Annotated in this window: 26 protein-coding genes; 8 read left to right on the top strand and 18 right to left on the bottom strand. The window is 67.1% G+C overall.

The genetic code is table 11. The features are described from left to right. From WB508_RS03365 to WB508_RS03355, 3 genes are all read right to left on the bottom strand, one after another. The coding region (locus WB508_RS03365; RefSeq protein WP_423843466.1) for an alpha/beta fold hydrolase at window positions 1-695 on the bottom strand (695 nt) is incomplete at its 3' end. Between the two features lie 130 nt (window positions 696-825). Continuing rightward, a complete protein-coding gene (locus WB508_RS03360) occupies window positions 826-1,572 on the bottom strand; it encodes an alpha/beta fold hydrolase (RefSeq protein ID WP_423843465.1) in 747 nt (248 codons plus the stop codon). Window positions 1,573-1,658: 86 nt separating this feature from the next. Beyond that, the gene (locus tag WB508_RS03355; protein WP_423843464.1) at window positions 1,659-3,137 is read right to left on the bottom strand and encodes an adenylate/guanylate cyclase domain-containing protein; all 1,479 of its coding nucleotides are present in this window, start codon (window positions 3,135-3,137) and stop codon (window positions 1,659-1,661) included. A 128-nt stretch (window positions 3,138-3,265) separates the two neighbouring features. Between WB508_RS03355 and WB508_RS03350 the strand changes: the two genes are divergently transcribed. Both WB508_RS03350 and WB508_RS03345 read left to right on the top strand, forming a co-directional pair. After that, window positions 3,266-4,303 carry a metallophosphoesterase family protein gene (locus WB508_RS03350; protein WP_423843463.1) on the top strand — a complete coding sequence of 346 codons (1,038 nt, stop codon included), beginning with the start codon at window positions 3,266-3,268 and terminating at the stop codon, window positions 4,301-4,303. A 33-nt stretch (window positions 4,304-4,336) separates the two neighbouring features. Next, window positions 4,337-5,185, top strand: a complete 849-nt coding sequence (locus WB508_RS03345) for an SDR family NAD(P)-dependent oxidoreductase (protein ID WP_423843462.1) — start codon at window positions 4,337-4,339, stop codon at window positions 5,183-5,185. On the opposite strand, the gene WB508_RS03340 is transcribed toward WB508_RS03345, so the two are convergent. The 4 genes from WB508_RS03340 to WB508_RS03325 form a co-directional block, all read right to left on the bottom strand. Then, the gene (locus tag WB508_RS03340) at window positions 5,127-6,302 is read right to left on the bottom strand and encodes a PP2C family protein-serine/threonine phosphatase (protein ID WP_423843461.1); all 1,176 of its coding nucleotides are present in this window, start codon (window positions 6,300-6,302) and stop codon (window positions 5,127-5,129) included. The genes WB508_RS03345 and WB508_RS03340 overlap by 59 nt on opposite strands. A gap of 24 nt (window positions 6,303-6,326) precedes the next feature. Next, window positions 6,327-7,133: an Fpg/Nei family DNA glycosylase gene (locus tag WB508_RS03335; protein ID WP_423843460.1), complete on the bottom strand. Its 807-nt coding sequence runs from the start codon at window positions 7,131-7,133 to the stop codon at window positions 6,327-6,329. Further along, window positions 7,126-7,584 carry a ribose-5-phosphate isomerase gene (locus WB508_RS03330; protein ID WP_423843459.1) on the bottom strand — a complete coding sequence of 153 codons (459 nt, stop codon included), beginning with the start codon at window positions 7,582-7,584 and terminating at the stop codon, window positions 7,126-7,128. The genes WB508_RS03335 and WB508_RS03330 overlap by 8 nt, the downstream gene beginning before the upstream one ends. Window positions 7,585-7,675: 91 nt before the next feature. Beyond that, on the bottom strand, window positions 7,676-8,299 hold the full coding sequence (locus WB508_RS03325; protein WP_423843458.1) for a disulfide bond formation protein DsbA: 624 nt from the start codon (window positions 8,297-8,299) through the stop codon (window positions 7,676-7,678). Between the two features lie 108 nt (window positions 8,300-8,407). Between WB508_RS03325 and pepN the strand changes: the two genes are divergently transcribed. Continuing rightward, a complete protein-coding gene (gene pepN, locus WB508_RS03320) occupies window positions 8,408-10,948 on the top strand; it encodes an aminopeptidase N (RefSeq protein ID WP_423843457.1) in 2,541 nt (846 codons plus the stop codon). On the opposite strand, the gene WB508_RS03315 is transcribed toward pepN, so the two are convergent. Next, window positions 10,942-11,247 carry a hypothetical protein gene (locus tag WB508_RS03315; protein WP_423843456.1) on the bottom strand — a complete coding sequence of 102 codons (306 nt, stop codon included), beginning with the start codon at window positions 11,245-11,247 and terminating at the stop codon, window positions 10,942-10,944. The two genes, pepN and WB508_RS03315, sit on opposite strands and share 7 nt — an antisense overlap. Before the next feature lie 32 nt (window positions 11,248-11,279). On the opposite strand from WB508_RS03315, the gene WB508_RS03310 reads away from it, so the two are divergent. Together WB508_RS03310 and WB508_RS03305 are read left to right on the top strand one after the other, a co-directional pair. Further along, window positions 11,280-12,188, top strand: coding sequence for a mechanosensitive ion channel family protein (locus WB508_RS03310; RefSeq protein ID WP_423843455.1), 909 nt, complete (start codon window positions 11,280-11,282; stop codon window positions 12,186-12,188). Further along, a complete protein-coding gene (locus WB508_RS03305; protein ID WP_423843454.1) occupies window positions 12,185-12,556 on the top strand; it encodes a globin in 372 nt (123 codons plus the stop codon). The genes WB508_RS03310 and WB508_RS03305 overlap by 4 nt, the downstream gene beginning before the upstream one ends. 138 nt (window positions 12,557-12,694) lie before the next feature. On the opposite strand, the gene WB508_RS03300 is transcribed toward WB508_RS03305, so the two are convergent. The 8 genes from WB508_RS03300 to WB508_RS03265 all read right to left on the bottom strand — a co-directional run bounded on the left by WB508_RS03300 (window position 12,695) and on the right by WB508_RS03265 (window position 19,877). After that, window positions 12,695-13,195 (bottom strand): CoA-binding protein, encoded by a 501-nt coding sequence (locus WB508_RS03300; RefSeq protein WP_423843453.1) that lies wholly within the window; start codon window positions 13,193-13,195, stop codon window positions 12,695-12,697. Beyond that, entirely contained in the window at window positions 13,192-14,511 is a 1,320-nt protein-coding gene (locus WB508_RS03295) for an O-acetylhomoserine aminocarboxypropyltransferase/cysteine synthase family protein (protein WP_423843452.1), read from the bottom strand. The genes WB508_RS03300 and WB508_RS03295 overlap by 4 nt, the downstream gene beginning before the upstream one ends. Window position 14,512: 1 nt before the next feature. Next, complete coding sequence (locus WB508_RS03290; protein WP_423843451.1) at window positions 14,513-15,346, bottom strand: ABC transporter permease; 834 nt, start codon at window positions 15,344-15,346, stop codon at window positions 14,513-14,515. Window positions 15,347-15,360: 14 nt separating this feature from the next. Continuing rightward, the gene (locus WB508_RS03285; RefSeq protein ID WP_423843450.1) at window positions 15,361-16,404 is read right to left on the bottom strand and encodes an aliphatic sulfonate ABC transporter substrate-binding protein; all 1,044 of its coding nucleotides are present in this window, start codon (window positions 16,402-16,404) and stop codon (window positions 15,361-15,363) included. A gap of 66 nt (window positions 16,405-16,470) precedes the next feature. After that, window positions 16,471-17,295: an ABC transporter ATP-binding protein gene (locus WB508_RS03280; RefSeq protein ID WP_423843449.1), complete on the bottom strand. Its 825-nt coding sequence runs from the start codon at window positions 17,293-17,295 to the stop codon at window positions 16,471-16,473. A gap of 82 nt (window positions 17,296-17,377) precedes the next feature. Then, window positions 17,378-18,103 carry a hypothetical protein gene (locus WB508_RS03275; protein WP_423843448.1) on the bottom strand — a complete coding sequence of 242 codons (726 nt, stop codon included), beginning with the start codon at window positions 18,101-18,103 and terminating at the stop codon, window positions 17,378-17,380. A gap of 23 nt (window positions 18,104-18,126) precedes the next feature. Beyond that, window positions 18,127-18,354, bottom strand: coding sequence for a biotin/lipoyl-binding carrier protein (locus tag WB508_RS03270; RefSeq protein ID WP_423843447.1), 228 nt, complete (start codon window positions 18,352-18,354; stop codon window positions 18,127-18,129). Continuing rightward, the gene (locus tag WB508_RS03265) at window positions 18,351-19,877 is read right to left on the bottom strand and encodes an acyl-CoA carboxylase subunit beta (protein WP_423843446.1); all 1,527 of its coding nucleotides are present in this window, start codon (window positions 19,875-19,877) and stop codon (window positions 18,351-18,353) included. The genes WB508_RS03270 and WB508_RS03265 overlap by 4 nt, the downstream gene beginning before the upstream one ends. Before the next feature lie 175 nt (window positions 19,878-20,052). On the opposite strand from WB508_RS03265, the gene fabG reads away from it, so the two are divergent. The 3 genes from fabG to WB508_RS03250 are packed head-to-tail and all read left to right on the top strand — an operon-like array spanning window position 20,053 to window position 22,468. Continuing rightward, on the top strand, window positions 20,053-20,808 hold the full coding sequence (gene fabG, locus WB508_RS03260) for a 3-oxoacyl-ACP reductase FabG (RefSeq protein WP_423843445.1): 756 nt from the start codon (window positions 20,053-20,055) through the stop codon (window positions 20,806-20,808). A 1-nt stretch (window position 20,809) separates the two neighbouring features. Next, window positions 20,810-21,841, top strand: a complete 1,032-nt coding sequence (locus WB508_RS03255) for a phosphotransferase family protein (RefSeq protein WP_423843444.1) — start codon at window positions 20,810-20,812, stop codon at window positions 21,839-21,841. A gap of 9 nt (window positions 21,842-21,850) precedes the next feature. Next, window positions 21,851-22,468, top strand: a complete 618-nt coding sequence (locus tag WB508_RS03250; protein WP_423843443.1) for a TetR/AcrR family transcriptional regulator — start codon at window positions 21,851-21,853, stop codon at window positions 22,466-22,468. Window positions 22,469-22,480: 12 nt separating this feature from the next. Here the strand turns inward: WB508_RS03250 and WB508_RS03245 are convergent, their stop codons facing one another. Then, on the bottom strand, window positions 22,481-22,870 hold the full coding sequence (locus tag WB508_RS03245; protein WP_423843442.1) for a holo-ACP synthase: 390 nt from the start codon (window positions 22,868-22,870) through the stop codon (window positions 22,481-22,483). Window positions 22,871-22,883: 13 nt separating this feature from the next. Then, the coding region (locus tag WB508_RS03240; RefSeq protein ID WP_423843441.1) for a beta-ketoacyl synthase N-terminal-like domain-containing protein at window positions 22,884-25,525 on the bottom strand (2,642 nt) is incomplete at its 5' end.

The raw sequence follows: 25,525 nt of genomic DNA, 5'->3' as shown, positions 1-25,525 counted from the left end.
TTGACGTATGAATTGTCGCGCGTGTGGATGACCAGCGTCGGCGCTGCGACGCTCGGGAGAACATCACGAATGTCGAGGTCGAAGACAAGACGTTGCTTGTTGACGGCACGTCGAGGGCTCCCGGCTGCGCGCTCGAGCTTCGCCACCCACTCGGCACCTCGGGGTCCCTCACTCATGCTGGGATTGATCGACGCGAGGACGCGTCCGGTGCCCCATACCTCGCTGATGGCATCCAGCACCGCCTGCTCAGCCTTCGGCGGGTATCCCCACGGATAGTCATCGGCGCGGCGCATGCGTGCGAAACCGTTCATCGTGACCAGAGAAGTCGTCTGGTCGGGGTGCATTGCTGCAAAGAGGATGCACAGCTGGGCGGCATGGCCGTGTCCGATGAATGCCGCACGGTCAGACCCGACCGCACTGAGCACGGCTTGAAGATCTCCGACCCACTCCTCCAAGGGAGGCAGGTCATCGACAGGGTCCGAGAGGCCGTTTCCTCGAAGGTCCACGAGAATCAGGCGCCCGTACTCGCCAAACCGTCGAAGGAATCGGTCGATTCGTGGGTTGGCCCATCCGAAGTCGAGATTGCTGGCCCATTCGAAAGCCAGGACGATATCGAGATTGCCCTCACCGATGATCTGGTAGGCAATCTGGAGTCCACGACTCTCGACATAGTGGACGGCCCGCTCCTGCTCCATGAACGGATCCTAGACCTGACAACGGAAGACCTGTCGGCCTGTTGTCGCGGTGATCACGGTGGATTCGATGCTCGTTCCGATGGAACACCGACCGCGCGCCCGCGACCTCATCGGCCACCCTCTGGCGCCTTCACGACGCCTGGCGGTCCAGCCAACGTCGCATCAACCGGCCCGTTTGATCCGGGTCGTCGAACATCGGGATGTGACCCACTCCCGTCAGGACGTGAGATTCAGCGTGTGGAACGGCCTTGTGCCACAACGGCTGCTCGTTGATGAGCGGCGTGAATCGATCCTTCTCCCCCCACGCCACCATGAACGGGACCGTCACGGCAGGACTCGAGGTCATCCGATAGGCCGAGAAACCCGGCAGCAAGTTGGCCCAGTCACCATGAGCGCTGTTCTTGCCAATGGCCATCGCTTGACGAGCTGAGATTCGATCGCCGTGTTCCAGCACTGCGCGCAGCATCACACGCCTCATGCGCGGATGTGACAGGACAACCGGTGCGAGCAGGCGCCGCAGCCACGACAGATCGTTCAGCATCTCGAAATGCTTGACGAGTCGCTGGGTCTGCTCCTCGTTCGAGCCTCCAGCCGGACAGATGGCGAGGGCGCTGCGCGCCCGCCCTGCTCTCGCCACGCCAAGCGCAGCGAGACCACCGAGCGAACACCCGACGATGTGGGCGGATTCAAATCCGACTCGGTCCATCTCCTCGACGACACCGCGCGTCAGGTCGTCCAACGTGACCGGGCCGGCCAGCGGGCTTCCACCCCGCCATCCGGCCAAAGTTGGCGCGATGATCTCAAACGTGTCCCGGAGATACGGGAGCACCGGCTGCCACTTGCTCCACGGATTCGCGCCCATGTGCAGCAGAACCAAAGGAATCCCTGACCCCATGTGCAGCGTTCGTCGACCGCTGCCAGACACCTCAACACAGCGTCTGAGGCCGGTGACCCCCCGTGCCATCAGACTTCGACACCCCGATCAGTCGCGTTCGCGATCTTGGCCATCGCGCGCATGAGGCGGGGTGCGCGCCGCGCGACCTGCACGGCAAACTTGTCCAGTGGCGTCTGGAGCGAGCCGGTCAGCGGGATGTTCTGAGGGGCGCGCACATGGTCGAAGCGGTACAGATCCCACACGCCGGGGATGCCCTTGAGCCGCTTGTGACCGACGCGCTCGAACTCCAGTCCGGAACCGATCACCAAATCGCGAACCGTCCGTGACACGTACACTTCACCCGCACCTGCCGCCGCCATGACTCGCGCTCCGACGTGCACGTTGAGTCCGGTGGCGTTGGCGACTTCCCGCTGAAATTCGCCCGCGTGCACACCACAGCGAACCTCGATGCCCGCCGCGCTCGCTTCTCGGGCAATTCGCTCGGCACAGAGGACGGCAGCACCCGGCATGTTGAGCAAGCTGAAGGACCCATCTCCGCTGAAGCTCACCACCTGCCCGTCGGCGTCGGCCACGGCCGCTCGCACGGCTAGCTCGTGCACCGACCTCACTCGATGATATTCCTCATCACCGATCTCGGCCAGAAGCTTGGTCGATGACACCACGTCGGTGAAGAGAGCGGTGCCGAAGAATCGGTTGTCGTCCGCGACCCTCTGCGGGCCCAGCGCGAGCTGGACCAGATGCATGACCACCGGATAAAATCCTTCGCCGATCGACGAGCCTGGCGCCGGAGCCGGCAGGACGTGAAGGTGGGCGTCCGGCATCTGCGCGACGATCCGCTCGGCCCACGACAACGGGGTGAAGCCCCCTTCTTGGATCAGCACCCGAGTCGGCGCTTGAATCGCGGGCAGAAGATGAGTGAAGTCGAGCCCGGCGGACCAGTCCCAGTGCGCACGGGCTTCGGCCGGCGACATCGAGCTGCGCTCCAGCATCCCCATCAGTCGACGATTGTTCGCGGACCGCATGGTGGGGTTCCACATGTCCATGGTCCGACCGCGGCCCCAGTTGTCCGCCACGGAGTTGATCACCTCGGCCATCGTCGCCATTTCGGCGTCGCTGGCCCATGGGTCTTCGCAGGACCCGTCGATGGCTTGCGGGAACGGCAGCCACAAGCACAATCCAGCAACGCGCTCGGGATACCGTGCGGCCACCAGCGCCACCGGACCACACGCACTCCCCGGCGCGCCAAAGACCGCACGCTGCATTCCGGCCGCATCCATCACCGCGATGATGTCGTCGGCCTGCTGCTCAAGCGTCGGCACGTAATCGACTCGATCAGAAAGGCCCAAGCCGCGCCGCTGAAACAAAGCGATGCGACCGTTGCGCGCCACTGCGCCCAGATTGGCTTCTGTGTGCGGGTCAGCCCACAGCAGATCAAGGTGCATGATCTCGCTGCCGTAGTACACGAACTCCCCGGGTCCTGTCCCGAACACCTGGTAGGCAAGGTCAGCGCCCTCACGATCGATATACCTCGTATCAGGGGGCGTCACGTTCCCATTTAAGCAGTGAAACGCGCGGATGAGCGGTCTACGCACACCACGCGGTCTGATCCCCTTTCGGGGTTTGCTCATTTCCCTCTCCCCCGGTGGCACAACGGTTATTCTGTCCGCGTGTCTCCATGGTGCAGATTGGTTCCGGGCATCGCATGACGACCGGAGCGAGCCGAGGTAGTCGAAGCCGCCGCCGCTCGCGTCGGCGGCTGGCCATCGTCACGATCGCTGTGAGTGTCCTGCTCGGCACAGTTCTCGTGCTCGCCTTCGTGGTGCAGCCGACGTTCCTCACGTCGTCTGAAGACAAACCACCCATCCAGACGAGTCCGACGCAGCAGCAGACGACACCTGCGCCATCGCCGACATCTCCGCCGGCGACGTCTGAATCACCGGAGGCCGTCGTCGACGAGCCGGAGGCGCGCCTCGCCATCGCGGGTGACACCGGCACCCGCACATCCGCCCAGATGGCGACCGCCGCGAGCATGGCGAGTGAGGCCCAACGCCGAGGGGCGCCGTACGACGCTCTGGTCCTGCTGGGAGACATGATCTATCCCGACGGCGATGCGGACCTGACACGGGCTTCGGTCACCCAACCGTTCGCGCAGACCCTCCAAGACGCCGTCCTCATCCCTGCTCTCGGCAATCACGACATCAAGAGTGATGAGGAAGATGAGGTCATGCGGGCGCTGGGCCGCGACACCGCGTGGTTCGTCGAGCGAGTGGGCCCGGCCACGGTCATCTCGCTGGATTCCAACCGGGTCACCGATCCGGCTCAGCTGGCCTGGCTCCGCAAGGTCCTCGCGGAGGAGAAGAAGGCTGGTACCTGGATCATCCCCGTGATGCACCACCCCGCGTACTCCTCGGGCAAGCACGGCTCCACCAAGAGCGTCCAGAAGTATTGGGTCCCGCTCTTTGAGTCTGCTGGTGTCCGGTTGGTGCTCGCTGGCCACGACCACAACTACGAGCGAACCACTCCCCAGAACAACGTGACCTACGTCGTCTCGGGGGGCGGAGCCAAGCTGCGCAAGGTGGGTCGCAGTGACTTCACCGCCATGAGCACCTCGACTTTGCACTACACCGACCTGGTGGCCTACCAGGACCGACTCGAGGGTCGCGCGGTCGCCCATGACGGCACCGTCTTCGACACTTTCACGATCGACCGCTGACGCCGTGGGGTGTCCGTGCGGCATGCTCAGACCATGGCCGACTCCCCAGACCGCACTGTCCTGATCACCGGCTGCTCCTCCGGCATCGGAGAAGCAACCGCCACCCGCCTCGTCCGATCGGGGTGGCAGGTGCACGCGACAGCTCGGCGCCCCGAGACCCTCGACGCACTGGCGACCGAGGGTTGCCACGTCCACGCGCTCGACGTCACCGACGAAGGCTCCATGCACTCCGCCGTGGAGTCGATGCTCGGGCAGACCGGCGGGACCATCGATGCCCTGGTCAACAACGCGGGCTACTCACAGTCGGGAGCGACCGAGACCCTGGCCATCGACGACGTGCGCCAACAGTTCGAGACCAACGTCTTCGGTCTGCTGCGGCTCAGCCAACTGGTGCTGCCGGCCATGAGGTCGCAGCGCTCAGGTCGCATCGTCAACATCGGCTCGATGGGCGGGCGTCTGACCTTCCCCGGCGGAGGCGCCTACCACGCCACGAAGTACGCAGTCGAGGCTCTGTCAGACGCCATGCGCATGGAGGTCGGCGGGTTCGGCGTGCGCGTGGTGCTGGTGGAGCCTGGTCTGATCACCACGGGCTTTGATGACGCGGCGGTCGCGTCGATGGCCGGCAACGACGACGGCGTGTACGCCGATTTCAACACCCACGTGGCCGCGTCGACCAGGGAGGCCTACGCCGGTCCGATGCGTCACCTGGGCGGCGGGCCGGATCGTGTGGCCAAGGTCGTGCAGCGTGCGCTGGAGACGCAGCGACCAAAGGCGCGTTATCCCGTGACACCCTCGGCACGCTTGGCAATGGGGGCACGTCGGCTCATGGGTGATCGCGCGTGGGACGCCGCGATGCGCTCGCAGTTCCCGCCGCCGCGATGACCGATGGGTCCAGCCGCGTGAGCATCAAGATGGCGCGGTCATCGCCGGGGTCCACCTCGGCGATGATGCGGGCCGGAGCCTCGGCGAAGCCGTCAGCAACGACGATCTCGCCGGCCCGAGCACGCAACCACTCGATGCCGGCAGTGAAGTCGCGCGATCGTGACTCGACCACGCCGTCGGTGTAAAACATCAACGCGTCACCGTGGGTGAGCGTGCCGGTCGTCTGCTGGAATTCCGGTCGCTCTGCGATCCCCAGGGCCTGTCCACGGGCACCGTCGACCTCCCAGGTCAGTGACTGCGCGTCCCAGCGCAGTGCAGGAGGGTGGCCCGCGCAGATGATCGTGTAGTCGCCTGAACGCAGGTCGACCAGCACGTGCACCGCGGTGGCGAAGCCGTCGTCCCACTGCTGGCGCAGCAGGAACGAGTTGGCCGCGGCGAACAATCCATTGGGAGGCAGCGCGCCGATCAGCCCACCCAGCGCGCCGGCGAACTGCAAGGACCGCGTGCCAGCGGCCACTCCCTTGCCGCACACGTCGACCAGCACCATCTCCAGCCTGGTGTCGTCATCGGTCAAGGTGGCGACGAGGAAATCACCGGAGAAGCGGGCTCCGCCGGAGAACTTCATCGCCGACTGCGCGGTCCAACCGGCTGGCAGCGGCGGGACGGTGCCCTGGGACTGAAGCCGGTCGCGCAGATCGAGCAGCATGGCCTCGCTCACGGTGTGCGGCACGCCGGATCGTCGATGGCTTGAGTCGTAGAGCAGCACCACCACCACGAACAGCATCGCTCCCAGCGTGCTGAGCCGGGCACCGGTCATGCCGTTGTTCACCGACTCCACCGTGACCGTGATGGCCACGCACATGGTGATCCACCCCATCAACATCAGGAGTTGCCGGTGTCTCAGCGTCACCGTGCCGAACAGCATCGGGACCACGAACCAGGCCGCCGCCACCGTGCGGTAGTCGATCAAGGACCCCATCAAGATCAGCACGGACAGCCCGTACAGGAAGAACAGCACGGTGCGCTGTCCTTCGCTGCTGCCAGTCCTCCAGCCGTCGACGCGGTGGTCGATGTACTGCACCACCGCGGGGGGCAGCCGACGCAGGGACCTCGTCATGAAGAGACCCTATCCGCGCCGTCCTCATCGGGCGTGTTGGCACGTCGGACACCAAAAGAGGTTCCGTCCGCCGATGACCCGCTTGCGCACCGTGGTTCCACAGACCCAGCAGTCCATGCCGTCGCGTCGATACACGTAGACCTCGCCGCCATGGTCGTCGGCGCGTGGGGGGCGTCCCATCGCCTCGGGCTCGTGCTCGGGACGCACCGTGTCGATCCGGCCGCTGACGACGCCCTCGGCCATCAGTGAGACGAGATCGGCCCACATGGCAGTCCAGCGGACCTTGGGCAGACGCCGACCAGCCGTCATCGGCGCCACGCCGTGGCGGAACAACACCTCGGCGCGGTAGACGTTACCGACCCCGCCGAGCACGGCTTGATCCATCAGCAGCGTGGCGATCGGCGCCGATGATGCGTGGATACGTCGCCAGGCGCGGTCCGGGTCGGCATCAGCCCGCAGCGGGTCGGGCCCGATCCGCGCGATCAGCGCGTCGACCTCCGGTGGGGTCAGGAGCTCACAGGTGGTCGGTCCACGCAGGTCACCTGTGTGGCCCGCCTCGAGCCGCCAGCGCACCTGGCCCACGACATCGTGCCCCGTGCCCGGCATAATGACGAAGCTGCCGTACAGGCCCAGGTGCACGTGCACCACGTCGTCAGCGCCGAAGTCGACCAGCAGGTGCTTGCCCACCGCGTCGGCGCCGACCACGACGCGTCCATCGAGCCCGGCGGCGCCGGCGAAGCGTCCCTGCGGACTGCCAGATCGCACGGTCCGGCCGCCGAAGGACGCCGCAAGATCCCGCGCCAACCGGTGGAGCGTGTGCCCTTCAGGCAAACTCGCCGGTCTCCTCGTACGCCAGCAGCATGTTGATGCGACGCTGGTGCCGGTCGGCCCCGCTCCACGGGGTGGTCAGGAAAGCCTCGACGATGGCGGTGGCCTCGTCGGCGGTGTGCATGCGGGCTCCGATGGCCACTACCTGGGCGTTGTTGTGCTGACGGGCCAACGACGCGGTCTCGGTGCTCCACGCCAGTGCGGCGCGTGCACCCGTGACCTTGTTGGCCGCGATCTGCTCGCCGTTGCCGGATCCGCCGATGACGATGGCCAGGGAGCCGGGATCGGCCACCGCCGCTGCGGCAGCGTCGACGCAGAGCGGTGGGTAGTCATCCTCGGCGTCGTAGCCGTGAGCCCCGTGATCGACCGGGTCGTGACCCTGCTTGGTCAGCCAGGCGATGAGGTGGGTCTTGAGCTCGAAACCCGCGTGATCGGCGGCGATGTGGACGCGCATGGCGTCAGTCTGGCAGCCCGTGGGAGTCCGGGCTCGATCACCCTCGGCTGGTTGCGTGTACCGGCGCGAAGCCTGCAACGAACAGGATCGCTCAGCTGAAGTCGAGCTCACCGACGCGGGTGCGCTTGAGCTCGAAGAAGTCCGGGTAGCCAGCCAGCAGGCGGGCGCCGTCGAAGACGTTGGCGGCGTCCTGGCCCTTGGGGATGCTGGTGAGCACGGGTCCGAAGAAGGCGGTGCCGCCGATGGCGATGACCGGGGTGCCGACCTCGTCACCGACCCGGCTGATGCCGTCCTCGTGCGAGACGCGCACCGCGTGGTCCAACGACGTGTCCTCAGCCGCCGCGGCGAGCTCGACCGGGAGCCCGATCTCCACCAGCACGGCCTCGTACAGCTCGGCGGAGAACGCCTGCTTCTTGTTGTGGTGCTTGGTGCCGATCGCGGTGTAGTAGTCGCGCAAGGCCTGCTGGCCGTGCTCCTGCTCGATCGCGATGGCCAGCCGCACCGGCCCCCAGCCCTTCTCGATCATCTCCTGGTAGGCGGCGGGCACGTCCTTGTCGGCGTTCAGCACCGACAGACTCATGATCCGGAAGGTTGTCGTGACGTCACGCTCCTGCTCCACCTCGAGCATCCATCGCGAGGTGATCCAGGCGAACGGGCACAGGGGGTCAAACCAGAAGTCGACGTTTTCCTTGGGCGCTGGAGATGAAGTAGTCATGTCTGTCACAACACCGGTCGGCCGTCGCAGATTCGCACATTCGGTGTGCCGTGGGTCACCTCGGTCCGGGTTTCGCTTCGCCCTGCAACGCGTGCGAGAGTTGGCCTCATGCCCGGAACCAACCTCACCCGCGACGAAGCCCATCAGCGCGCGGCGACCATCAGCACCGAGTCGTACGACGTCGAGCTGGATCTGACCCTCGACAATCCCAACCGGTTCGGATCGATCACGACCATCCGCTTCTCAGCCAGCACAGGTGGCGCCACGTTCGCCGACCTCGTCGACGGCGACATCCGGTCGATCACGCTGAACGGCGACCCGGTCGATGTGTCCGCCTATGCCGACAGTCGAATCGCCCTGACCGGTCTGGCCGAGAGCAACGAGCTGCGGGTGGAGGCCACATGCCGGTACTCGCACTCCGGCGAGGGCTTGCACAAGTTCATCGATCCGGCCGACGAGAAGGTCTACCTCTACACACAGTTCGAGGTGCCCGACGCACGCCGCGTCTTCACCACCTTCGAGCAGCCGGATCTCAAGGCCGTGTTCACCTTCCACGTCACGGCCCCCGACGACTGGGCCGTGGTGTCGAACTCCCCCACGCCCGAACCCGTTCCCGCCCACGATGGCGCAGCCACCTGGCACTTCGAGCCCACTCAGAAGCTGTCGACCTACATCACGGCCGTCGTGGCCGGTCACTACCACCGCGTCAGCGACATCTACTCCGGCGACCACGGCGACCTCCCACTGAACGTGTACTGCCGTCAGTCGCTGGTCGAGCACCTCGACGCCGATGACATCTTCCTGGTCACCAAGCAGGGCTTCGAGTTCTTCGAGCGGGTCTTCCAGATGGCGTATCCGTTCGGCGGCACCTACGACCAGCTGTTCGTGCCGGAGTACAACATGGGCGCGATGGAGAACGCCGGATGCGTCACCTACCGCGACGAGATGATCTTCCGCAGCCGGCAGACCCAGGCGGCTTATGAGTCGCGGTCCAACACGATCCTGCACGAGATGGCGCACATGTGGTTCGGCGATCTCGTGACGATGAAGTGGTGGGACGACCTGTGGCTCAACGAGTCGTTCGCCGAGTTTGCCGCCTCGTACGCCAACGTGCACGCCACCCGCTTCACGGATGCGTGGACCTCCTTCACCAACTCGCGCAAGAACTGGGCCTACCGCCAGGACCAGCTGCCGTCCACCCATCCGATCGCGGCAGACAACTACGACCTGCACGCCGTCGAAGCCAACTTCGACGGCATCACCTACGCCAAGGGCGCCTCGGCGCTCAAGCAGCTGGTGGCGTGGGTCGGCGAGAAGGACTTCTTCGCCGGACTGCGGTCGTACTTCGACAAGCACGCCTACGGCAACACCGAGCTCAACGATCTGCTGACTCAGCTGGAGACCGCCAGCGGTCGTGAGCTTCACGCGTGGTCGAAGGAGTGGTTGCAGACCTCGGGGGTGAACACGTTGCGCGCGCAGTTCGAGACCGCGCCCGGCGAGGGAACCGAGGGCGAGTACTTCACCTCCTTCACCGTCCAGCAGTCCGCCGTCGAAGCGCACCCGACGCTGCGCCGCCACCGCATCGCGATCGGCCTGTACGACCGCGTCGAGGGACGCCTGGTGCGCACCGAGCGCATCGAGACCGACGTGCGGGATGCCTCGACCGACATCGCCGAGCTGATCGACCACCGGCGACCTGACTTGATCCTGCTGAACGACGATGACCTCACCTACGCGAAGATCCGGCTGGACGAACGGTCCTTCGCGACGTTGGTGGAGAGCATCGCCACGTTCGAGGAGTCCCTGCCGCGCGCCTTGTGCTGGGGATCGGCGTGGGACATGACTCGCGACGCCGAGCTGTCCAGCACTGACTTCGTCGCGCTGGTGCTGGCTGGCGTGGCCACGGAGACCGATCTCACCGCGGTGGGGGCCCTGCTGCGCCAGGCTGCCGGAGCCATCGACTTCTACACATCCGACGCCGACCGCCCGGCGCTGGCCGAGCGGTGGGAGTCAGGCCTGCGGGCCCTCGTCGACGCCGCAGAGCCGGGCAGTGACCACCAGCTCGCCCTGGTGCGCGCCTTGGCAGCCGCCGCGTCCGGGCCCCAGCGGCTGCGCGAGATCCTAGACGGATCGTTGCCGGGCCTGACGGTCGACGCCGACCTGCGGTGGAGCCTCGTCACGGCTCTGGCACGCATCGGAGCCGCCGACGACGCCGAGATCGAGCGGACGCTCGAGGCCGATCACACCATCAGCGGCCAGGAGCGCGCCTCCGCGGCGCGTGCCATCCGACCGCTGGCGGAGGCGAAGGCCGAAGCGTGGCGCATCGTGGTCGATGACGACGAGACGCCGAACGAGACCCGGCGCCGAACCGCCTACGCGTTCCAGGTGTCAGGGCAGGCAGAGCTGCTCGAGCCGTACGTCGCTCGCTACCTGGAGATGGCCGAGACGATCATCGAGGACAAGGGCGTGTGGGTCGGGCAGAACGCGCTGATCGCGCTGTTCCCCTCGGCCAACCCCTCGGCCGATGCGCTCGCCCAGGTGGACGCCTGGCTGGAGACTACTGAGGCCGGTCCGGCATCGCGACGCTACGTGTCGGAGGGCCGCGACGATCTGGCCCGCGCGCTACGCGCCCAGGCCGCCTCTCAGTGAGTGGCGGCGTCTGAGCCAGCGGTGGTCGCGAGATCCTGGCTCGGCGCTGGAGGAACATAGTTCGTTCGGGCCGTGAGCACGGCGAACAGCGAGATCAGCACGAACAATCCGATCGTCCCTCCGCCGAACAACAGCAAGATGTCCAGGGTGCTGCGGGACTCCTTCACCGGCCAGTCGTCGCTGAGCGGAGTGTCGGCCACCGCTGCGGTGGCACCGACGAGGAAGGTGAGCAGGAACGTCAAGGCGCCTGTGAACACGCGCCGGCCGGTCGTGGACACCGTTGTCGAGGCAGTCGTCATGGATCCATCCTAGTGGCCCGTAGGCTGGCCCCATGCGTGCCCTGGACTGGAAGCTGCCCGCCGGCACCGCGTGGGAATGGTTCGTCGCCACCCCCGGTGCCATCGTGCTCATCGTCGTCGTCGGACTGCTCTTTCGGTGGTTCGTGACCCGCGCCATCGCCCGACTGGTGGCGCGAGCGACCAGCGGCAGGTCCTTGGGCCCGCTCACGGCCCGCGCCGAGACGCTGTTCGCCGACGTCAATCCGGCGGCGGCGGCCCGACGTCACCAGCGCGCCAGCACCATGGGCTCGCTGCTCACCAGCGTCTCGACCGGACTGATCCTCGCAATCATTTTGGTGATGGTGCTGTCGAAGGTGGGCATCGACGTCGCGCCGATCCTCGCCAGCGCCGGCATCATCGGCGTGGCCCTGGGCTTCGGCGCGCAAAACCTGGTCAAGGACTTCCTGTCCGGCATCTTCATGATCCTCGAGGACCAGTACGGTGTCGGCGACGTGATCGACGTCGGCGAGGCTGTCGGAACGGTCGAGGCGGTCAGCCTGCGGGTCACCCGATTGCGCGACGTCAACGGCACCGTCTGGTACGTGCGAAATGGCGAGATCGCCCGGGTAGGCAACCAGAGCCAGAACTGGGCGCGGACGGTGCTGGACATCACGGTCAGCTATGACTCGGACCTGGCCCAGGTGCAGGCTGTGCTGGCTGACGAAGCGCACCAGCTGTTCGCCGACGAGCAGTTCGCCGGCGTCATCTTGGAGGATCCGGAGGTCTGGGGCGTCGAAAAGTTCGACAAGGACGGCGCCGTGGTGCGTCTGGTGCTGAAGACAGCCCCCTTGCAGCAGTGGTTCGTGGCCCGCGCGATGCGTCAGCGGATCAAGGCGCGCTTTGACGCTGAGGGAATCGCCATCCCCCGCACGTTCGTGACACCCCTGGGGGCTGGCGAATGACCTTCTACGACGAGATCGGCGGGCATGACACGATCACGCTGATCGTCAAGACGTTCTATGCCGGCGTGGCCGAGGACCAGGTGCTTCGCCCGATGTACCCCGAGGCCGATCTCGGACCGGCCGAGGAGCGATTCGCGATGTTCCTCGAGCAGTACTGGGGTGGCCCCACCACGTACTCCGAGCAGCGTGGCCACCCGCGCCTGCGCATGCGCCACGCACCATTCGAGGTCACCCACGAGGCCCGCGACCGCTGGCTGGTGCACTTTCGCGCCGGTCTCGACGCCGCGAACCTCTCGCCCGAGCAGGACGCCCAGTTCTGGGCCTACGTGGAGCACGCGGCCACGTTCATGGTCAACACCGCGTCTTGAGCGAAGCGAAGCGGTGTTGGGCCATGAACAATCGGATACAGCTGGTCGGGTCGGCGTCATGAGCGAAGCGAAGCCGAGTTGTCGCGACCGAGCGTGCGTGCGGGACCGCACGTGCGCCCGACTCGATCTGAGCGTGATCTAGCGGCTGACCCCCGAATCTCGGCGCGAGCTGATCACACCGGTGTCAAAGCCCGCGAGGTGCAGTCCGCCGTCGAAGCGGGCGTGCTCGATCTTGATGCAGCGATCCATCACGACCTGGAGGCCGGCAGCCTCGGCGGTGCCAGCCACGTCCTCGTGCCAGGAGCCCAGCTGGAGCCACAAGGTCTCGGCGCCGGCGGCGATCGTCTCGTCCAGCACTCCAGGAAGGTCCTCGTGCCGGCGAAAGACATCGACGACGTCGGGAACCTCGGGCAGCTCGACGAGGCTCGGGTACACCGGGCGCCCGAGAATCTCGGTCGCGCGCGGGTTGACGAAGTACACGCGGTAGTCCGTGCTGGACAGCAGGTACGTGGCCACGAAGTAGCTGGCGCGCGCCGCGTTCGTCGAGGCGCCGACGATGGCGATCGACCGGGTCCTGCGCAAGAGGGCTAGCCGTTGCCGGGCGCTGGGTCCGACCCAGCGGCGTTCCTGCGTGGTCATCGGTTCACTCCGGTCGCTGCGGTCAGAGCCTGGTCGAGGTCCCAGATGATGTCAGCCAGGTCCTCGATGCCCACGGAGATGCGCACCAGATCGTCGGCCACGCCTGCGGAGACCAGCTGCTCGTCGGAAAGCTGCTGGTGCGTGGTCGAGCCGGGGTGGATGACCAGCGTTCGGGCGTCGCCGATGTTGGCAAGGTGGCTGGCCAGCTGCACCGACTCGATGAATCGTTGCCCGACCTCGCGGCCGCTGTGCTCGGAGGTGGCGCCAACGCCGAAGGCAAACACGGCACCGGGACCCAGCGGCAAGTAGTGCGCGGCGCGGTCGTGGTGCGGGTGTCCGGGTAGGCCGGCGTAGGTGACGTAGCCGACCCGGGGATCCGCATCGAGCCACTCGGCCACGGCCTGAGCGTTCGCCACGTGAGCATCCAGTCTTTGCGGAAGGGTCTCGACCCCCTGGAGCAGTGCGAAGGCGGCCGTCGGTGACAGTGCTGGCCCGATGTCGCGCAGCTGCTCGGTGCGCAGCTTGGTCAAGAAGCCGTACTCCCCGAAATTCTCCCACCACGACACCCCGCCGTACGACGGCACGGGCTCGGTCATGGACGGGAAGCGGCCGCTGCCCCAGTCGAAGCGCCCCGACTCGACCACGATGCCGCCGAGCGTGGTGCCGTGGCCCCCGATGAATTTGGTGAGCGAATGGATCACGATGTCGGCGCCGTGCTCGATGGGACGGATCAGGTAGGGCGTGGCCAGCGTGGCGTCGATGACCAGCGGAATCCCGTGGCGATGCGCGACGTGGGCCAGACCCTCGATGTCGGTGATCTCGCCGCTGGGATTGGCGATCACCTCGGCGTAGACCGCCTTGGTCGCGTCGGTGATGGCAGCCTCGTAGTGCGCAGGATCGGTCCCGGTCACGAAGGTGGTATCGACCCCGAAGCGACGCAAGGTGACGTCGAGCTGAGTCACCGTGCCGCCGTACAGGGAGGCGGCCGCTACGATGTGGTCGCCCGAGCCGACCAAGGCGGCGAAGGTGATGAACTCGGCGGACATGCCCGACGCGGTCGCCACGGCACCGATGCCGCCCTCGAGGCTGGCCATGCGCTCTTCCAGCGCCGCCACGGTCGGATTGCCGATGCGCGAGTAGATGTTGCCGTACTTCTGCAGGGCGAACAGATTGGCGGCGTCCGCGGTGTCGGTGAACACGAAGCTGGTGGTCTGATAGATCGGCACGGCGCGGGCGCCGGTGGAGGGATCGGGCACCCCGCCGGCGTGCAGAGCCCGGGTGCGGAACCCGAAAGAATGCTCGTCTGCGTTGCTCATGTCAGCTCCATCTGTTCAAGAAGCGCTTCTCGACCACACCGATGACCGTGTCCGTGACCTTGCCCAGCACGGCGAGGAGCACGATGGCCAGCAGCACCCGGTCGACCCGGCCGTTGTTCTGCGAGTCTGTCAGCAGGAACCCCAGACCCATCGAGGCGCCTGCCAGCTCGGCGGCCACCAAGAACAGCCACGCCTGGGCCATGGCCAGACGCAGTCCTGACACCACCGACGGCAACACCGCCGGCAACTGCACGGTGCGGAACAGCCCGATGCCCCGCAATCCGAAGGCCCGCGCCGCCTCGACCAGGTGGGGGTCGACGTGTTTGAGCGCGCCCGCCACGGTCGTGTACACGGGGAAGAACGCGCCGATGGCCACCAACGTGATCTTGGAGTCCTCGCCGAGCTTGAGCCAGATCAACAGCAGCGGGATCCAGGCAAGTGAAGGAACGGCACGGACGGCGCCCACGGTCGGGCTGAGCAGGACCGAGGAGAGGCGGGAGAGCCCCACCGAGGCCCCCAGGGTGAGTCCCAGCACGGCTCCGACGGTGAATCCGAGCAGCACGCGCTGGGTCGAGATGGCGATCTGCGGGAACAGCTCGCCGCGGTCGGCGAGCTCGACGGCCGCATCCCACACCGAGGCCGGCGGGGGCAGCTGATAGGAGGCGAAGATCCCGGTGATGCTGGCCGCGTGCCAGGCGAGCAGAAGGGTCAGGGGGACGACGGCACCGACCAGCGCCACCACCCAGGTCCGATCGAGCAGGTCGCGGCGCGCCGACCCCGTAGTGGCGGCGCCGGTTCGCTCGTGGCCAGCTCGTGGCTGGGTGGTGGCGCTCATCTCATCTCCCTGTCTCAGTCGTTGACGCGAGCCGGATCAGCGGCGTCGATGTACGTCGTGTCGAACAAACTGGCCAAGGCCTCGTCCACCTGCGACTGCTGGCTGACGTCGCCGATCTCCACGAAGATCGGGCCGACCACCTCGAGCACGGCGGTCTGCTTGGCGCCCGGCGTCGGATCGAGGTCGAGCACGGTCCGTTCCTGCAGCACCTTCTTGGCCAGCTCCGGGGAGATGCCCGACGCCTCAGCCAGGATCTGCACCGTCTCGTCCGGGTTCTCGGCGGCCCAGGCGCGGGCCTTCTCGTACGCGTCGGCGACGACCTGGGCCAGATCAGGACTGGCCTCCAGGAATTCCTCCGTGGCGTTCAGGAACCCGTAGGTGTTGAAATCGATGTTTCGGTAGAACAACTTCGATCCGTTGTTGACCTCGCTGTCGGCCATCAACGGGTCGAGTCCGGCCCAGGCGTCGACGCTGCCGTTCTCCAATGCAGTCTTGCCGTCAGCGTGTTGCAGGTTCTGCACCTCGACGTCGTCCAGGCCGAGGTCGGCAGTTGCCAGGGCTTGCAGGAGGAAGAAGTAAGGATCGGTGCCCTTGGTCGCCGCGACCGATGTGCCCTTCAGGTCCGCGACGTTGCTGATGTTCGAGCCCTTCGGCGCGACCAGCGCCGCCCAATCAGGCTGGGAGTACAGCAGCACGGTCTTGATGGGCGACCCGTTGGCACGGGCAAGGAGCGCTGCAGAACCGGCGGTTGAGCCAATGTCGACGGCTCCGGCCCGCAGGGCCTCATTGGCCTTGTTCGAGCCCGCCGACTGGGTCCACGTGACCGTGACGTCGTCGCCCAACGTGCTTTCCAGCCAGCCCTGCTCCTTGACGATCAGGGACAGGGGGTTGTAAGTCGCGTAGTCGACGTGGAGTTCGTCGGCGCTCCAGGTGCTGCTCGCCGAGGCGTCCGCCGTGTCGGAGGACCCTTCACCGGCCACGCACCCGGACAGCAGGGTGAAGGCTGCCAGGGCTGTGGCGACGGCCGCCGTACGGCGTCGAGAGGGGTGAGTGGACATGGTGGTTTCCGTTTCTCTTGATGAGCCGCGCGAAAAGGTCGCGTGACGTAGGGGTGTGAGTGGTGGTCAGTGGTGGGTCGGGACGCCGAGCCCCTGGAGCAGCTCCAGTCGGAGGGCGGCCAAGGTGGTGTCGCCGCGATCTCGCGGCCGGTCCCCGGGGACGGTGATCAGGGTCTGCACCTCCGAACCCCGATGACGGTGGGCACCGCCAATCAGCGCGACCCGGTCGGCCAGGTACAGCGCCTCCTCGACGTCGTGCGTCACCAGCACGACAGTGGTCGGCTCGGCCGCGTGGATCTCCAGCAGCAGGTCCTGCATTTTCAGCCGAGTCAGCGCGTCGAGCGCGCCGAGCGGTTCGTCCAGCAGCAGCACGGCCGGGTTGCGGGCCAGTGCCCGCGCCAGCGAGACACGTTGGGCCATGCCGCCAGAGACCTCACGTGGACGGCGCTCGGCGGCGGCAGTCAGACCGACCAGCTCGAGCAGCTCGTCGACTCGATCGTCGCCGTCAACACGGCCGGTCCCCCGCGGAAGTCCGAGATGCACGTTGTCCCGCACGGTGCGCCACGGCAGCAGACGTGGTTCCTGGAACGCGACGGCGCATCGCGCCTCGACGGTGCGCACGGGCTGGTCGTCGATGACGATCTCGCCCGCGTCGGGACGGTCAAGTCCACAAATCTCGCGCAGCAACGTCGACTTCCCACAGCCGGAAGCGCCGATCAGCGCAACGATCTCGCCGGGACCAATCGACAGATTCACGTCGGTCAGAACGTGGTGCTGGCCCCGTGGCGTCGGAAAGGACCGTGACACGCCGCTGAGCCGCACGCCAGCGGGGTGGGTGCGCCGGACGTCAACGGCCTCAGCGGTCGGCGGGGCGGTAGAGGTCAAGATCATGGCCCGAATCTAGGCAGTGATCTTGACTTGTGGACGAAGCGTCCACCATGTGGAAGCTGGCTGGCCTTCCAGTCAGCTGCTGCTACCGCAGGTGGTCCAGCACTATCCGGCGCTCAGGATCGGTGAAGGGGCGCGCTGTCTGGGTGGCGCTGTCGAAGCCGACCAGCGTCGTGCGAGTGACGAGCACCGGCGCTGACGGGTCGCCCACCAGAGTATTGATTGTGAACGATCCAGTGCCGACACGGCTGATCCAGCTGTGCGCCTCGTACGGCTCGGGGCGCCATGCCAACGGTGCCACCGGTTGCAGCGAGATGGTCCCGACGACGACCTGTCCCAGCACGCCGCGCTCCATTTGGGTGCCGACGTGCAGGACGCGCGCCTCCTGGGCGACGCGAAACTGACCGATGAGCGACACGGCGCCGGTCGCGTCGAGGTCGCTGACGCGCACACTCGCCGCGACTGCATGACCGTCCAGGGATGGGATCAGCGGCATCGCTGGGGCGCCGTAGGTGGTGACCACCCGAGCGTGCACGGCCGGCTCATCGTGTGAGGTCGTGCAGATCTCCTGGGTGAGCTCGTCGCCGTCCAGGCTCGAACGCACCAGCAGCGGCCGCCGACTCAGCGCCGTGGGCCGCAGGTACGTCACCGTGACCTCACGCACGGGCCGATGATCGATCTGGTGGCCATCGCGCCGACGCACGGCCTGCGCCTCGGCGGCGTAGTCCAGGTACACGACATTCGTGACGTGGTTCAGGATGTCGAGGTCGCCCCACCGCATGGGCACCTCGTGGGTCCAGATCTCGGGCACCCGGCGAACCTACCTCGGGCGGGTCATGCGCTTGCGGTGTCGTCGATCTCGACGATCGGGTCGCCCTCCTGGACGATCTGGTTGACCTCCACCAGGACTCGACTGACGTGGCCGCCGGCGGGTGCCACGACGGGGATCTCCATCTTCATGGACTCCAGCACCGCCACAGTGTCGCCTTTGGCCACCTGATCGCCGACGCGCGAGGTGATCTTCCAGATGTTGCCGACGATCTCGGCACGCGCCGAGATCATGCGCGAGGGCTGCCAGCGCTGAGCATGCGCAGGGCAGCGACCATGCGGGGACGGGTCTCTTCTGGATGGATGACGTCGTCGACGATGCCGGCTTCGGCCGCCACGTACGGACGGGCGACCTCCTCGCGGTAGGCAGCAGCGAGGGTGTCGCGCAGAGCGGCGGGATCATCGGAGGCAGCGAGCTCGCGGCGGTTCAGCAGCGCCACCGCGCCACTGGGTCCCATGACCGCGATCTCGGACCCGGACCAGGCCCAGTTCACGTCAGCACCGAGCGACGCGGCGCCCATGGCGATGTACGCGCCACCGAAGGCTTTGCGGACCACGACCGTGAGCTTGGGCGACTCGGTCTCGGCGTAGGCCTTGAGTACCTTGGCACCGTGCGTGATGACACCGCGACTCTCCTCCACGGTGCCGGGCAGGAAGCCGGGCACGTCGACGAAGGTGAGGACGGGAAGGTCGAAACGACCGCAGAACTCCACGAACCGGGCCAGCTTGACCGACGCCTTGGAGTCCAGGATGCCACCGCGCGCAGCGGGCTGGTTCGCGACGACGCCGACCGGGCGACCGTCGAGGCGACCAAAGAGCGTGAGAATGCTGGGGGCGTGCTCCGGCATCACCTCAAGACGGGCGCCGTTGTCCAGCACTCCGTCGAGCAGAGCGAACATGTCGAACACGACGCTGGACTTGTCGGGCACCAGGGTCGGCAGCTTGCCGGCGGCGAAGGGGTTGGCCGGCATGGCGCTCTGCACTTTGTGCGGTGCACCCTTGTGTTCGGGCAGGAACGACAGCAACAGGCGGGTGGCCTCGAAAGCCTCCATCTCGGAGCTGACCTCGAGGTGAGCGACACCGCTGGTCACCGAGTGCAGTCGTGATCCGCCGATCTCCTCGGCGGTTGCGTCCTCGCCGGTGGCGGCCTTGACGATGTCGGGACCGGTCAGGAACATCTGTCCCTGACCCTTGACCATGACGGTCCAGTCGGTGAGCGCGGGCGAGTATGCCGCGGCGCCAGCACACGGGCCGAGGATCAAGGAGATCTGGGGCACCCGCTTCTGCGCCTTCACGTTGAGCGCGAAGATGCCGCCGCAGCCGTGCAGAGCGAAGATGCCGTCCGGCACCCGCGCTCCGCCCGAGTCGTTGATGTAGACGATGGGGTGACCGCGGTCGATCGCGAAGCGCTGGGCCTTCATGATCGCCTCGGCCATGACGGCACCAATCGCACCGGAGGCGACGGCGGCGTCGTGCGAGATGACGACGACGGGGCTGCCGTCGGTCGTTCCCCATCCCGCCACGACTCCGCTGCCGCTGCTGGTGCCGTCGGGTCGAGCGCCAGCCGTGCGCAACGGTGTCATCTCGACCAAGGACCCCTCGTCCAGCAGCAGTTCGGCTCGTTCGCGTGCGGTGTGCACCCGCTTGCCCTTGGGCTCGATCCGCGCGAACCGTCCGACGCGCTGCTGCGTGAGCAGGCCTCGAGGGTCAGCGGACTGGGCTGGCTGGGTGGGTGCACCCGCGTCGAACTGCGGCACAAGAACTCCTGAACGTGAGGGTTTCCTCAACTATAGAGGAACTTGAGGGAATCCTCACCTTTTGCTCTGCATGTCGCGTACGTCATCCTGCCTCTGGTCTGTGAGCAGTCGGTGCGATAGCGTGCAGAATGAACTAAGCAAGCGCTTAGCAATCCCATCACCCCAGGAGTTTGACGTGATCGAAGCCCGTACCGCGATCGTGACCGGAGCAGCCCGCGGCATCGGTGCTGCCGTCTCGAGCCGATTGGCCGCCGACGGATTCAAGGTCGCGGTGGTTGATCTGGATGAAGCCGCCTGCGCCACGACCGTCGACGCGATCACCGCCGCCGGAGGAATTGCCATCGCCGTCGGTGCAGATGTCAGTGACCCAGCAGCCGTCGACGCGGCCGTCTCGCGCATCGCAGACGAACTTGGAGCGCCCACCGTGCTGGTCAACAACGCCGGCATCCTGCGCGACAACCTGCTGTTCAAGATGAGTGTCGAGGACTGGGACCTGGTCATGGGCGTCCACCTGCGCGGCTCCTTCCTGATGGCCAAGGCTGCTCAAAAGCACATGACCGAGGCGAAGTTCGGACGCATCGTCAACTTGTCCAGCACATCCGCCCTCGGCAACCGCGGTCAGGCCAACTACTCAGCCGCCAAGGCGGGCCTGCAGGGCTTCACCAAGACGCTGGCGATCGAGCTGGGCAAGTTCGGCGTCACGTCCAATGCGATCGCTCCCGGCTTCATCCAGACCGACATGACGGCCGCCACGGCCGAACGCATGGGCGTGCCCTTCGACGACTTCATCAAGTTCAGCGCCGACCAGATTCCCGTGGCCCGCGTGGGACAGCCCGAGGACATCGCCCACACGGTGTCGTTCCTCGTGAGCGAAGGCGCCGGATTTGTCTCCGGGCAGGTCATCTACGTGGCCGGCGGACCGAAGGACTGACGTGGCAACGATCGACGGCCTCGACACCGCCGTTCTGGCTGACTGGCTCGCTCAGCAGCGTCCCGGGTTGGTGCATGGAGCCCTCGAGGCCAGTCTGATCACTGGCGGAAAGTCCAACTTGACGTACACCGTCACCGACGGCAGCACCACGCTCGTGGTGCGCCGCCCACCGCTGGGACACGTGCTGGCCACCGCCCACGACATGAGTCGTGAGTACCGGGCCATGGCCGCTCTCAGCAGCACCGACGTGCCGGTGCCGCAGATGTACGCATTGTGCGAGGACCCCGCGGTGATGGGCGCACCGTTCTACGTGATGGAACGGGCCACCGGCACGCCCTACAAGACCGCCGCCGAGCTGGAGCTCCTCGGGACAGAACGCACGCGGGCGATCTCGGAGAACTTGGTCGACACGCTGGGCCGATTGCATGCCGTCGATCCCGCAGCAGCGGGACTGGGCGACTTCGGCCGCCCCGACGGATACTTGGAACGCCAAGTGGGTCGGTGGCGCAAGCAGCTGGAGTCTTCGCGCAGCCGCACGATCGACGGCATCGACGAACTGGCCGACCGGTTGTCTGCCAGCATCCCGACCTCGGGCGAAGGCACCATCGTGCACGGCGACTACCGCCTCGACAACGTCCTGATCGACAGCGCGGCCGGTGATCGCATGACGGCCGTGCTGGACTGGGAGATGAGCACCCTGGGAGATCCACTCACCGACGTGGCCGTCATGCTCGCCTACCAGCAGATGGCCGAAGCATCCCGCGGAACCGGCGTGGCGGCCAGCGTCACCGACGCACCCCTGGCCGCCGGCTACCTGTCGCAAGAAGAGGTGCTGCAGCGCTACGCCTCAGCCACCGGACGGGATGTCAGCGACATCGGATTCCATCTCGGTCTCGCCTTCTTCAAGCTGGCGGTCATCCTCGAAGGCATCCATTTTCGGTACTCGCACGGGCAGACCCTTGGCGAGGGATTCGACACGATTGGCGAGGCGATCGGTCCATTGGTGCACGCAGGGCTGGCCGCGACCGACTAGGGTGACGGCGTGACGGCCGAGATCCTCGAACCGCGACGCCGCCCCACGCAGGAGCGCTCCCACATCAAGTTCGATCACCTGCTGGTGGTGGCGCGCGAGCTGTTGCTGGAGGTCGGCTTCGAGTCGTTCACCTGCGAAGAGGTGGCCAACCGGGCGAAGCTGCCGATCGGCACGCTGTATCAGTTCTTCCAAAACAAGTACGTCATCGTCTGCGAGCTCGACCGCGTGGACGCCGTGGCGGTCAAGAAGGAGCTCGAGGCCTTCGCCGCAGAGATTCCGACCTTGGACTGGCCGCGGTTTCTCGAGCGTCTCGTCGACCACATGGCCGAGCTCTGGTCTGAAGACCCGTCCCGCCGCGCCGTCTGGCACGCCGTGCAGTCCACCCCCAGCACCCGGGCGACCGCCGCCATCACCGAGCGCGAGCTGGCCGCGGCAGTCGCCAGCGCTCTCGCGCCACTGACCCCGGGAGTTCCGCGCGAACGTCGCACCATCACCGCCGAGGTCTTGGTGCACGTGGTGTACTCGATGCTCAACTTCTCGATTCGCGACGGCCAGAGCCACGCCGACGCCATCGTCGAGCTCAAGCGACTTCTTGCCGCCTACCTGTTCAGTGCCGACCCCACCTGAACGAAGACTCCGCTAGCGCGAGAGCACCACGAGTGCTGTCGCATAGTCGCCGTCGTGAGACAGCGACATCTCGATTGTGTAGCCGTCAAGCCATCTCGCGACGTCGCCGTGCAGGCGAATGCGGGGGCGGCTCCACGCGTCGAGCACCACCTCGATCCGGTGGTGGACGTGCTCGTCCACGACCGGCGCCTGGCCGTGGATGGAGGCCGACCACGCCTTGATCACGGCCTCCTTGGCTGCCCATCGGGCAGCGAGGTGGCGTGCGGGATCGGACGGACGGTCCCGCGCATCCCCCCGCTCGCCCGGCGTGAACGCCCGCACGAAGCGAGATCCCGGCTGCGCCAGCTGTTCGGCGAACGACGGGACGTGCACCAGATCAATGCCCACACCGACGACCTGCATCAGCAGCCCCCCATCAGCAGCTGGGCTCGCCATAGAGCCCCTCGGCGTCGAGCCGCGTCGCCGGGTTGAGCAGCATGCCAGCCTCGCGCTCACGGGCGCCTGCGTCACCCAGGCGACGGTCGGCCGGACGCTCGTACAGCGCCGCTCCTCCGTACATCGCGCGGACCAGGCGGAGCCGGCCCTCGATGGTGCGTTCCTGCGCACGGGCGAGGTAGCCGTCACGATCCTCGGGCGCGAGCGTCTCGACGAAGGCTTGAGGATGGACCAAGGCGATCAGCGCGGCCACGTGGCCGAAACCGAGGCTGGTGACCAGGCCTGCCTTGAGGCCGCCGGACTGCAGCGGCTCGCGCAGCCAGACCAGGTGCTCGTGCTCGGCGAGGTCGTCGAGCACGCAGTCCAGGCTGCGGTTGGGCGGCACCGTGCCAGAGGCCAGCACCTGCGACAGGCCGACCAGTTGGAAGGCGGCAGCGCCACCCTTGGAGTGACCCGTCAGCGCCTTCTGGCTGATGACGTAGAGCGGATTGCCCTCGCTGCGACCGATCGCCGCAGCCAGCCGCTCGTGCAGCTCGGACTCGTTGCGCTCGTTGACGCCAGTGGACGTGTCGTGCTTGGACAGCACGCCAATGTCGTCCGCGGTCAACCCGACCGAGGCCAGGCCCTTCGCCAAAGCCGACTCGCGGCCGCCGAGACCGGCGGCCAACGCACCGATTCCCGGAGCCGGGATCGAGGTGTGCACGCCATCGGCGAACGATCCGGCGTACGCCACGACACCCAGGACCGGCAGGCCCATGGCGGCCGCGACGTCTCCACGCGCCAGCAGCAGCGTGCCACCCCCCTGGGACTCCACGAAACCGCCGTAGCGCCGATCGTTGGCCCGGCTGAAGTAGCGATCCTCCAAGCCCTTGGCGGCCATCGCACCAGAGTCGGCCGTGGCCGACATGTCACCGAAGCCGACGATGCCCTCGATGCCGAGGTCGTCGAATCCGCCGGTGACGGCGAACTGCGCCTTGCCGAGGCGGATCTTGTCGACGCCTTCCTCGACCGACACCGCTGTCGTGGCACAGGCCGCGACGGGGTGGACCATCGCGCCGTAGGAGCCGACGTACGACTGCACGACGTGCGCCGCGATGACGTTGGGCAGCGCCTCCTGCAGGATGTCGTTGGGCGTGCTCTCACCCAGCAGGGTGTCGATGTACAGCGAGCGCATCGACGCCATGCCACCCATGCCGGTGCCCTGGGTGTTGGCGACCAGCGCCGGGTGCACCCACTGCATCAGCTCGGCGGGACTGAACCCGCCGGACAGGAACGCGTCGACGGTGCAGACCAGGTTCCACAGGCCCACCCGGTCGACGGACTCGACCATCTCGGCCGGGATGCCCCACACGGTGGGGTCGAAGCCGGTCGGGATCTGACCGCCCACGGTGCGCGACATCGTCGCCTTCCGCGGCACGCGGACCTCGGACCCGGCAAGCCGGGTGACGGTCCAGTCGCCATCCTGACCGGCCGTGATGACGGTCTTGTCGGGGTCGGAGTCGCGCATCGCTCGCGCCTCAGCCTCGCTCGAGACGGTAAACGTCATGTCCTGCTCGAGGAACACCGACGTCAGGAGCGGTCGGGTGTTGTCGACCATCGCTCCGTCATCGGCGAAACGACGCACGCCGACCCGCTCGCGGACAGCTTTGTCGTAGCGCTCGGCCACGTCCGCCTCGTCGACCTTCTCCTGCGACTCGTTGTCGAACCACGAGCCAGCCGTGGAATCCCACGAGACCAGCCCGGTCAGCCAGGCCAGCTCAAGCACGCCGGCTGCCGACAGCTCGTCGCCGACCTCGATCTCGAAGCGCGTGCGGGAGGAGCCGTACGGCCCCAGCTCACCGGCGCCGACGATGACGACGAGGTCGTCGGGGCGCGATGGCACGGAGGGCCAGCTCGGCACGTCGACCCGATCCAGCTGAGCCGGCGAACCGGGCAGTGCCGCGATGGTGCCGACATGCGACTCCGCTTCCTTGACCGGAAGCTCGACGCCCTCGGCCAGCGCCTTCATGTCCAGCCGGGCCTCACCGAGTCCTCCGGTGAAGTCGGCGTGCAGCGGAGCGGTCCGCGCCTCGGCTCGAGCCTGCGGGGTGCAGGTCGAAAGCAGCGCATCGGCCATGTCATCAGGCGCCCACGTACGGACACCAGCATCCTCGATGGCCTCGACGAGCGGGTCGTTGCCGCCCATCAGCCCGGTGCCACGCACCCAGCCGATGATGGCGTGCGCCAACGTGACTCGTTCAGCCCACGTGCGCTCGGCGTGCCACTTGGTGACCAGCGCATCGAGCGCTGCCTTGGCCTCGCCGTACGCGCCGTCGCCGCCAAACATGCCGCGGTTGGGCGAGCCCGGGAGGACCACGTGCAGCGTGGCTTCGAGGTCGCGGTCGCGCACGGTGGCCGACAAGGCGCCGATCAGACGCTCGACCGACCACAGCAGGACGCGCATCTCGACCTCGGCGCGGCTGCCCGCGTCCGTGGCGTTGCCGGACACTCGACCGGCCGCGAAGGGGAACAACAGGGTCGGCGTGAGTGCCGCCTTCGTGACCGACGTGGTGCCGGCCTTGGTCTCGATCTGCTCGGAGCCGAGCCACGACGCGAGATCGTCGACGTCGGCGAAGCTGGCCA

Source organism: Aeromicrobium sp. (assembly GCF_049586495.1).
Lineage (GTDB): Bacteria > Actinomycetota > Actinomycetes > Propionibacteriales > Nocardioidaceae > Aeromicrobium.
Note: the sequence above shows the minus strand (reverse complement) of the source record. Positions and strands in the feature narration are given on the sequence as shown.

Bases quoted from the DNA above. Each gene is read 5' to 3' on its own strand.
- WB508_RS03280 (WP_423843449.1), bottom strand. From the start codon at position 17,295: ATGATCTTGACCTCTACCGCCCCGCCGACCGCTGAGGCCGTTGACGTC.
- pepN (WP_423843457.1), top strand. From the start codon at position 8,408: ATGCCCGGAACCAACCTCACCCGCGACGAAGCCCATCAGCGCGCGGCG.
- WB508_RS03270 (WP_423843447.1), bottom strand. From the start codon at position 18,354: ATGATCTCGGCGCGTGCCGAGATCGTCGGCAACATCTGGAAGATCACC.
- WB508_RS03295 (WP_423843452.1), bottom strand. From the start codon at position 14,511: ATGAGCAACGCAGACGAGCATTCTTTCGGGTTCCGCACCCGGGCTCTG.
- WB508_RS03290 (WP_423843451.1), bottom strand. From the start codon at position 15,346: ATGAGCGCCACCACCCAGCCACGAGCTGGCCACGAGCGAACCGGCGCC.
- WB508_RS03245 (WP_423843442.1), bottom strand. From the start codon at position 22,870: ATGCAGGTCGTCGGTGTGGGCATTGATCTGGTGCACGTCCCGTCGTTC.
- WB508_RS03345 (WP_423843462.1), top strand. From the start codon at position 4,337: ATGGCCGACTCCCCAGACCGCACTGTCCTGATCACCGGCTGCTCCTCC.
- WB508_RS03285 (WP_423843450.1), bottom strand. From the start codon at position 16,404: ATGTCCACTCACCCCTCTCGACGCCGTACGGCGGCCGTCGCCACAGCC.
- WB508_RS03330 (WP_423843459.1), bottom strand. From the start codon at position 7,584: ATGCGCGTCCACATCGCCGCCGATCACGCGGGTTTCGAGCTCAAGACC.
- WB508_RS03340 (WP_423843461.1), bottom strand. From the start codon at position 6,302: ATGACGAGGTCCCTGCGTCGGCTGCCCCCCGCGGTGGTGCAGTACATC.
- WB508_RS03350 (WP_423843463.1), top strand. From the start codon at position 3,266: ATGGTGCAGATTGGTTCCGGGCATCGCATGACGACCGGAGCGAGCCGA.
- WB508_RS03315 (WP_423843456.1), bottom strand. From the start codon at position 11,247: ATGACGACTGCCTCGACAACGGTGTCCACGACCGGCCGGCGCGTGTTC.
- WB508_RS03325 (WP_423843458.1), bottom strand. From the start codon at position 8,299: ATGACTACTTCATCTCCAGCGCCCAAGGAAAACGTCGACTTCTGGTTT.
- WB508_RS03305 (WP_423843454.1), top strand. From the start codon at position 12,185: ATGACCTTCTACGACGAGATCGGCGGGCATGACACGATCACGCTGATC.
- WB508_RS03310 (WP_423843455.1), top strand. From the start codon at position 11,280: ATGCGTGCCCTGGACTGGAAGCTGCCCGCCGGCACCGCGTGGGAATGG.
- WB508_RS03300 (WP_423843453.1), bottom strand. From the start codon at position 13,195: ATGACCACGCAGGAACGCCGCTGGGTCGGACCCAGCGCCCGGCAACGG.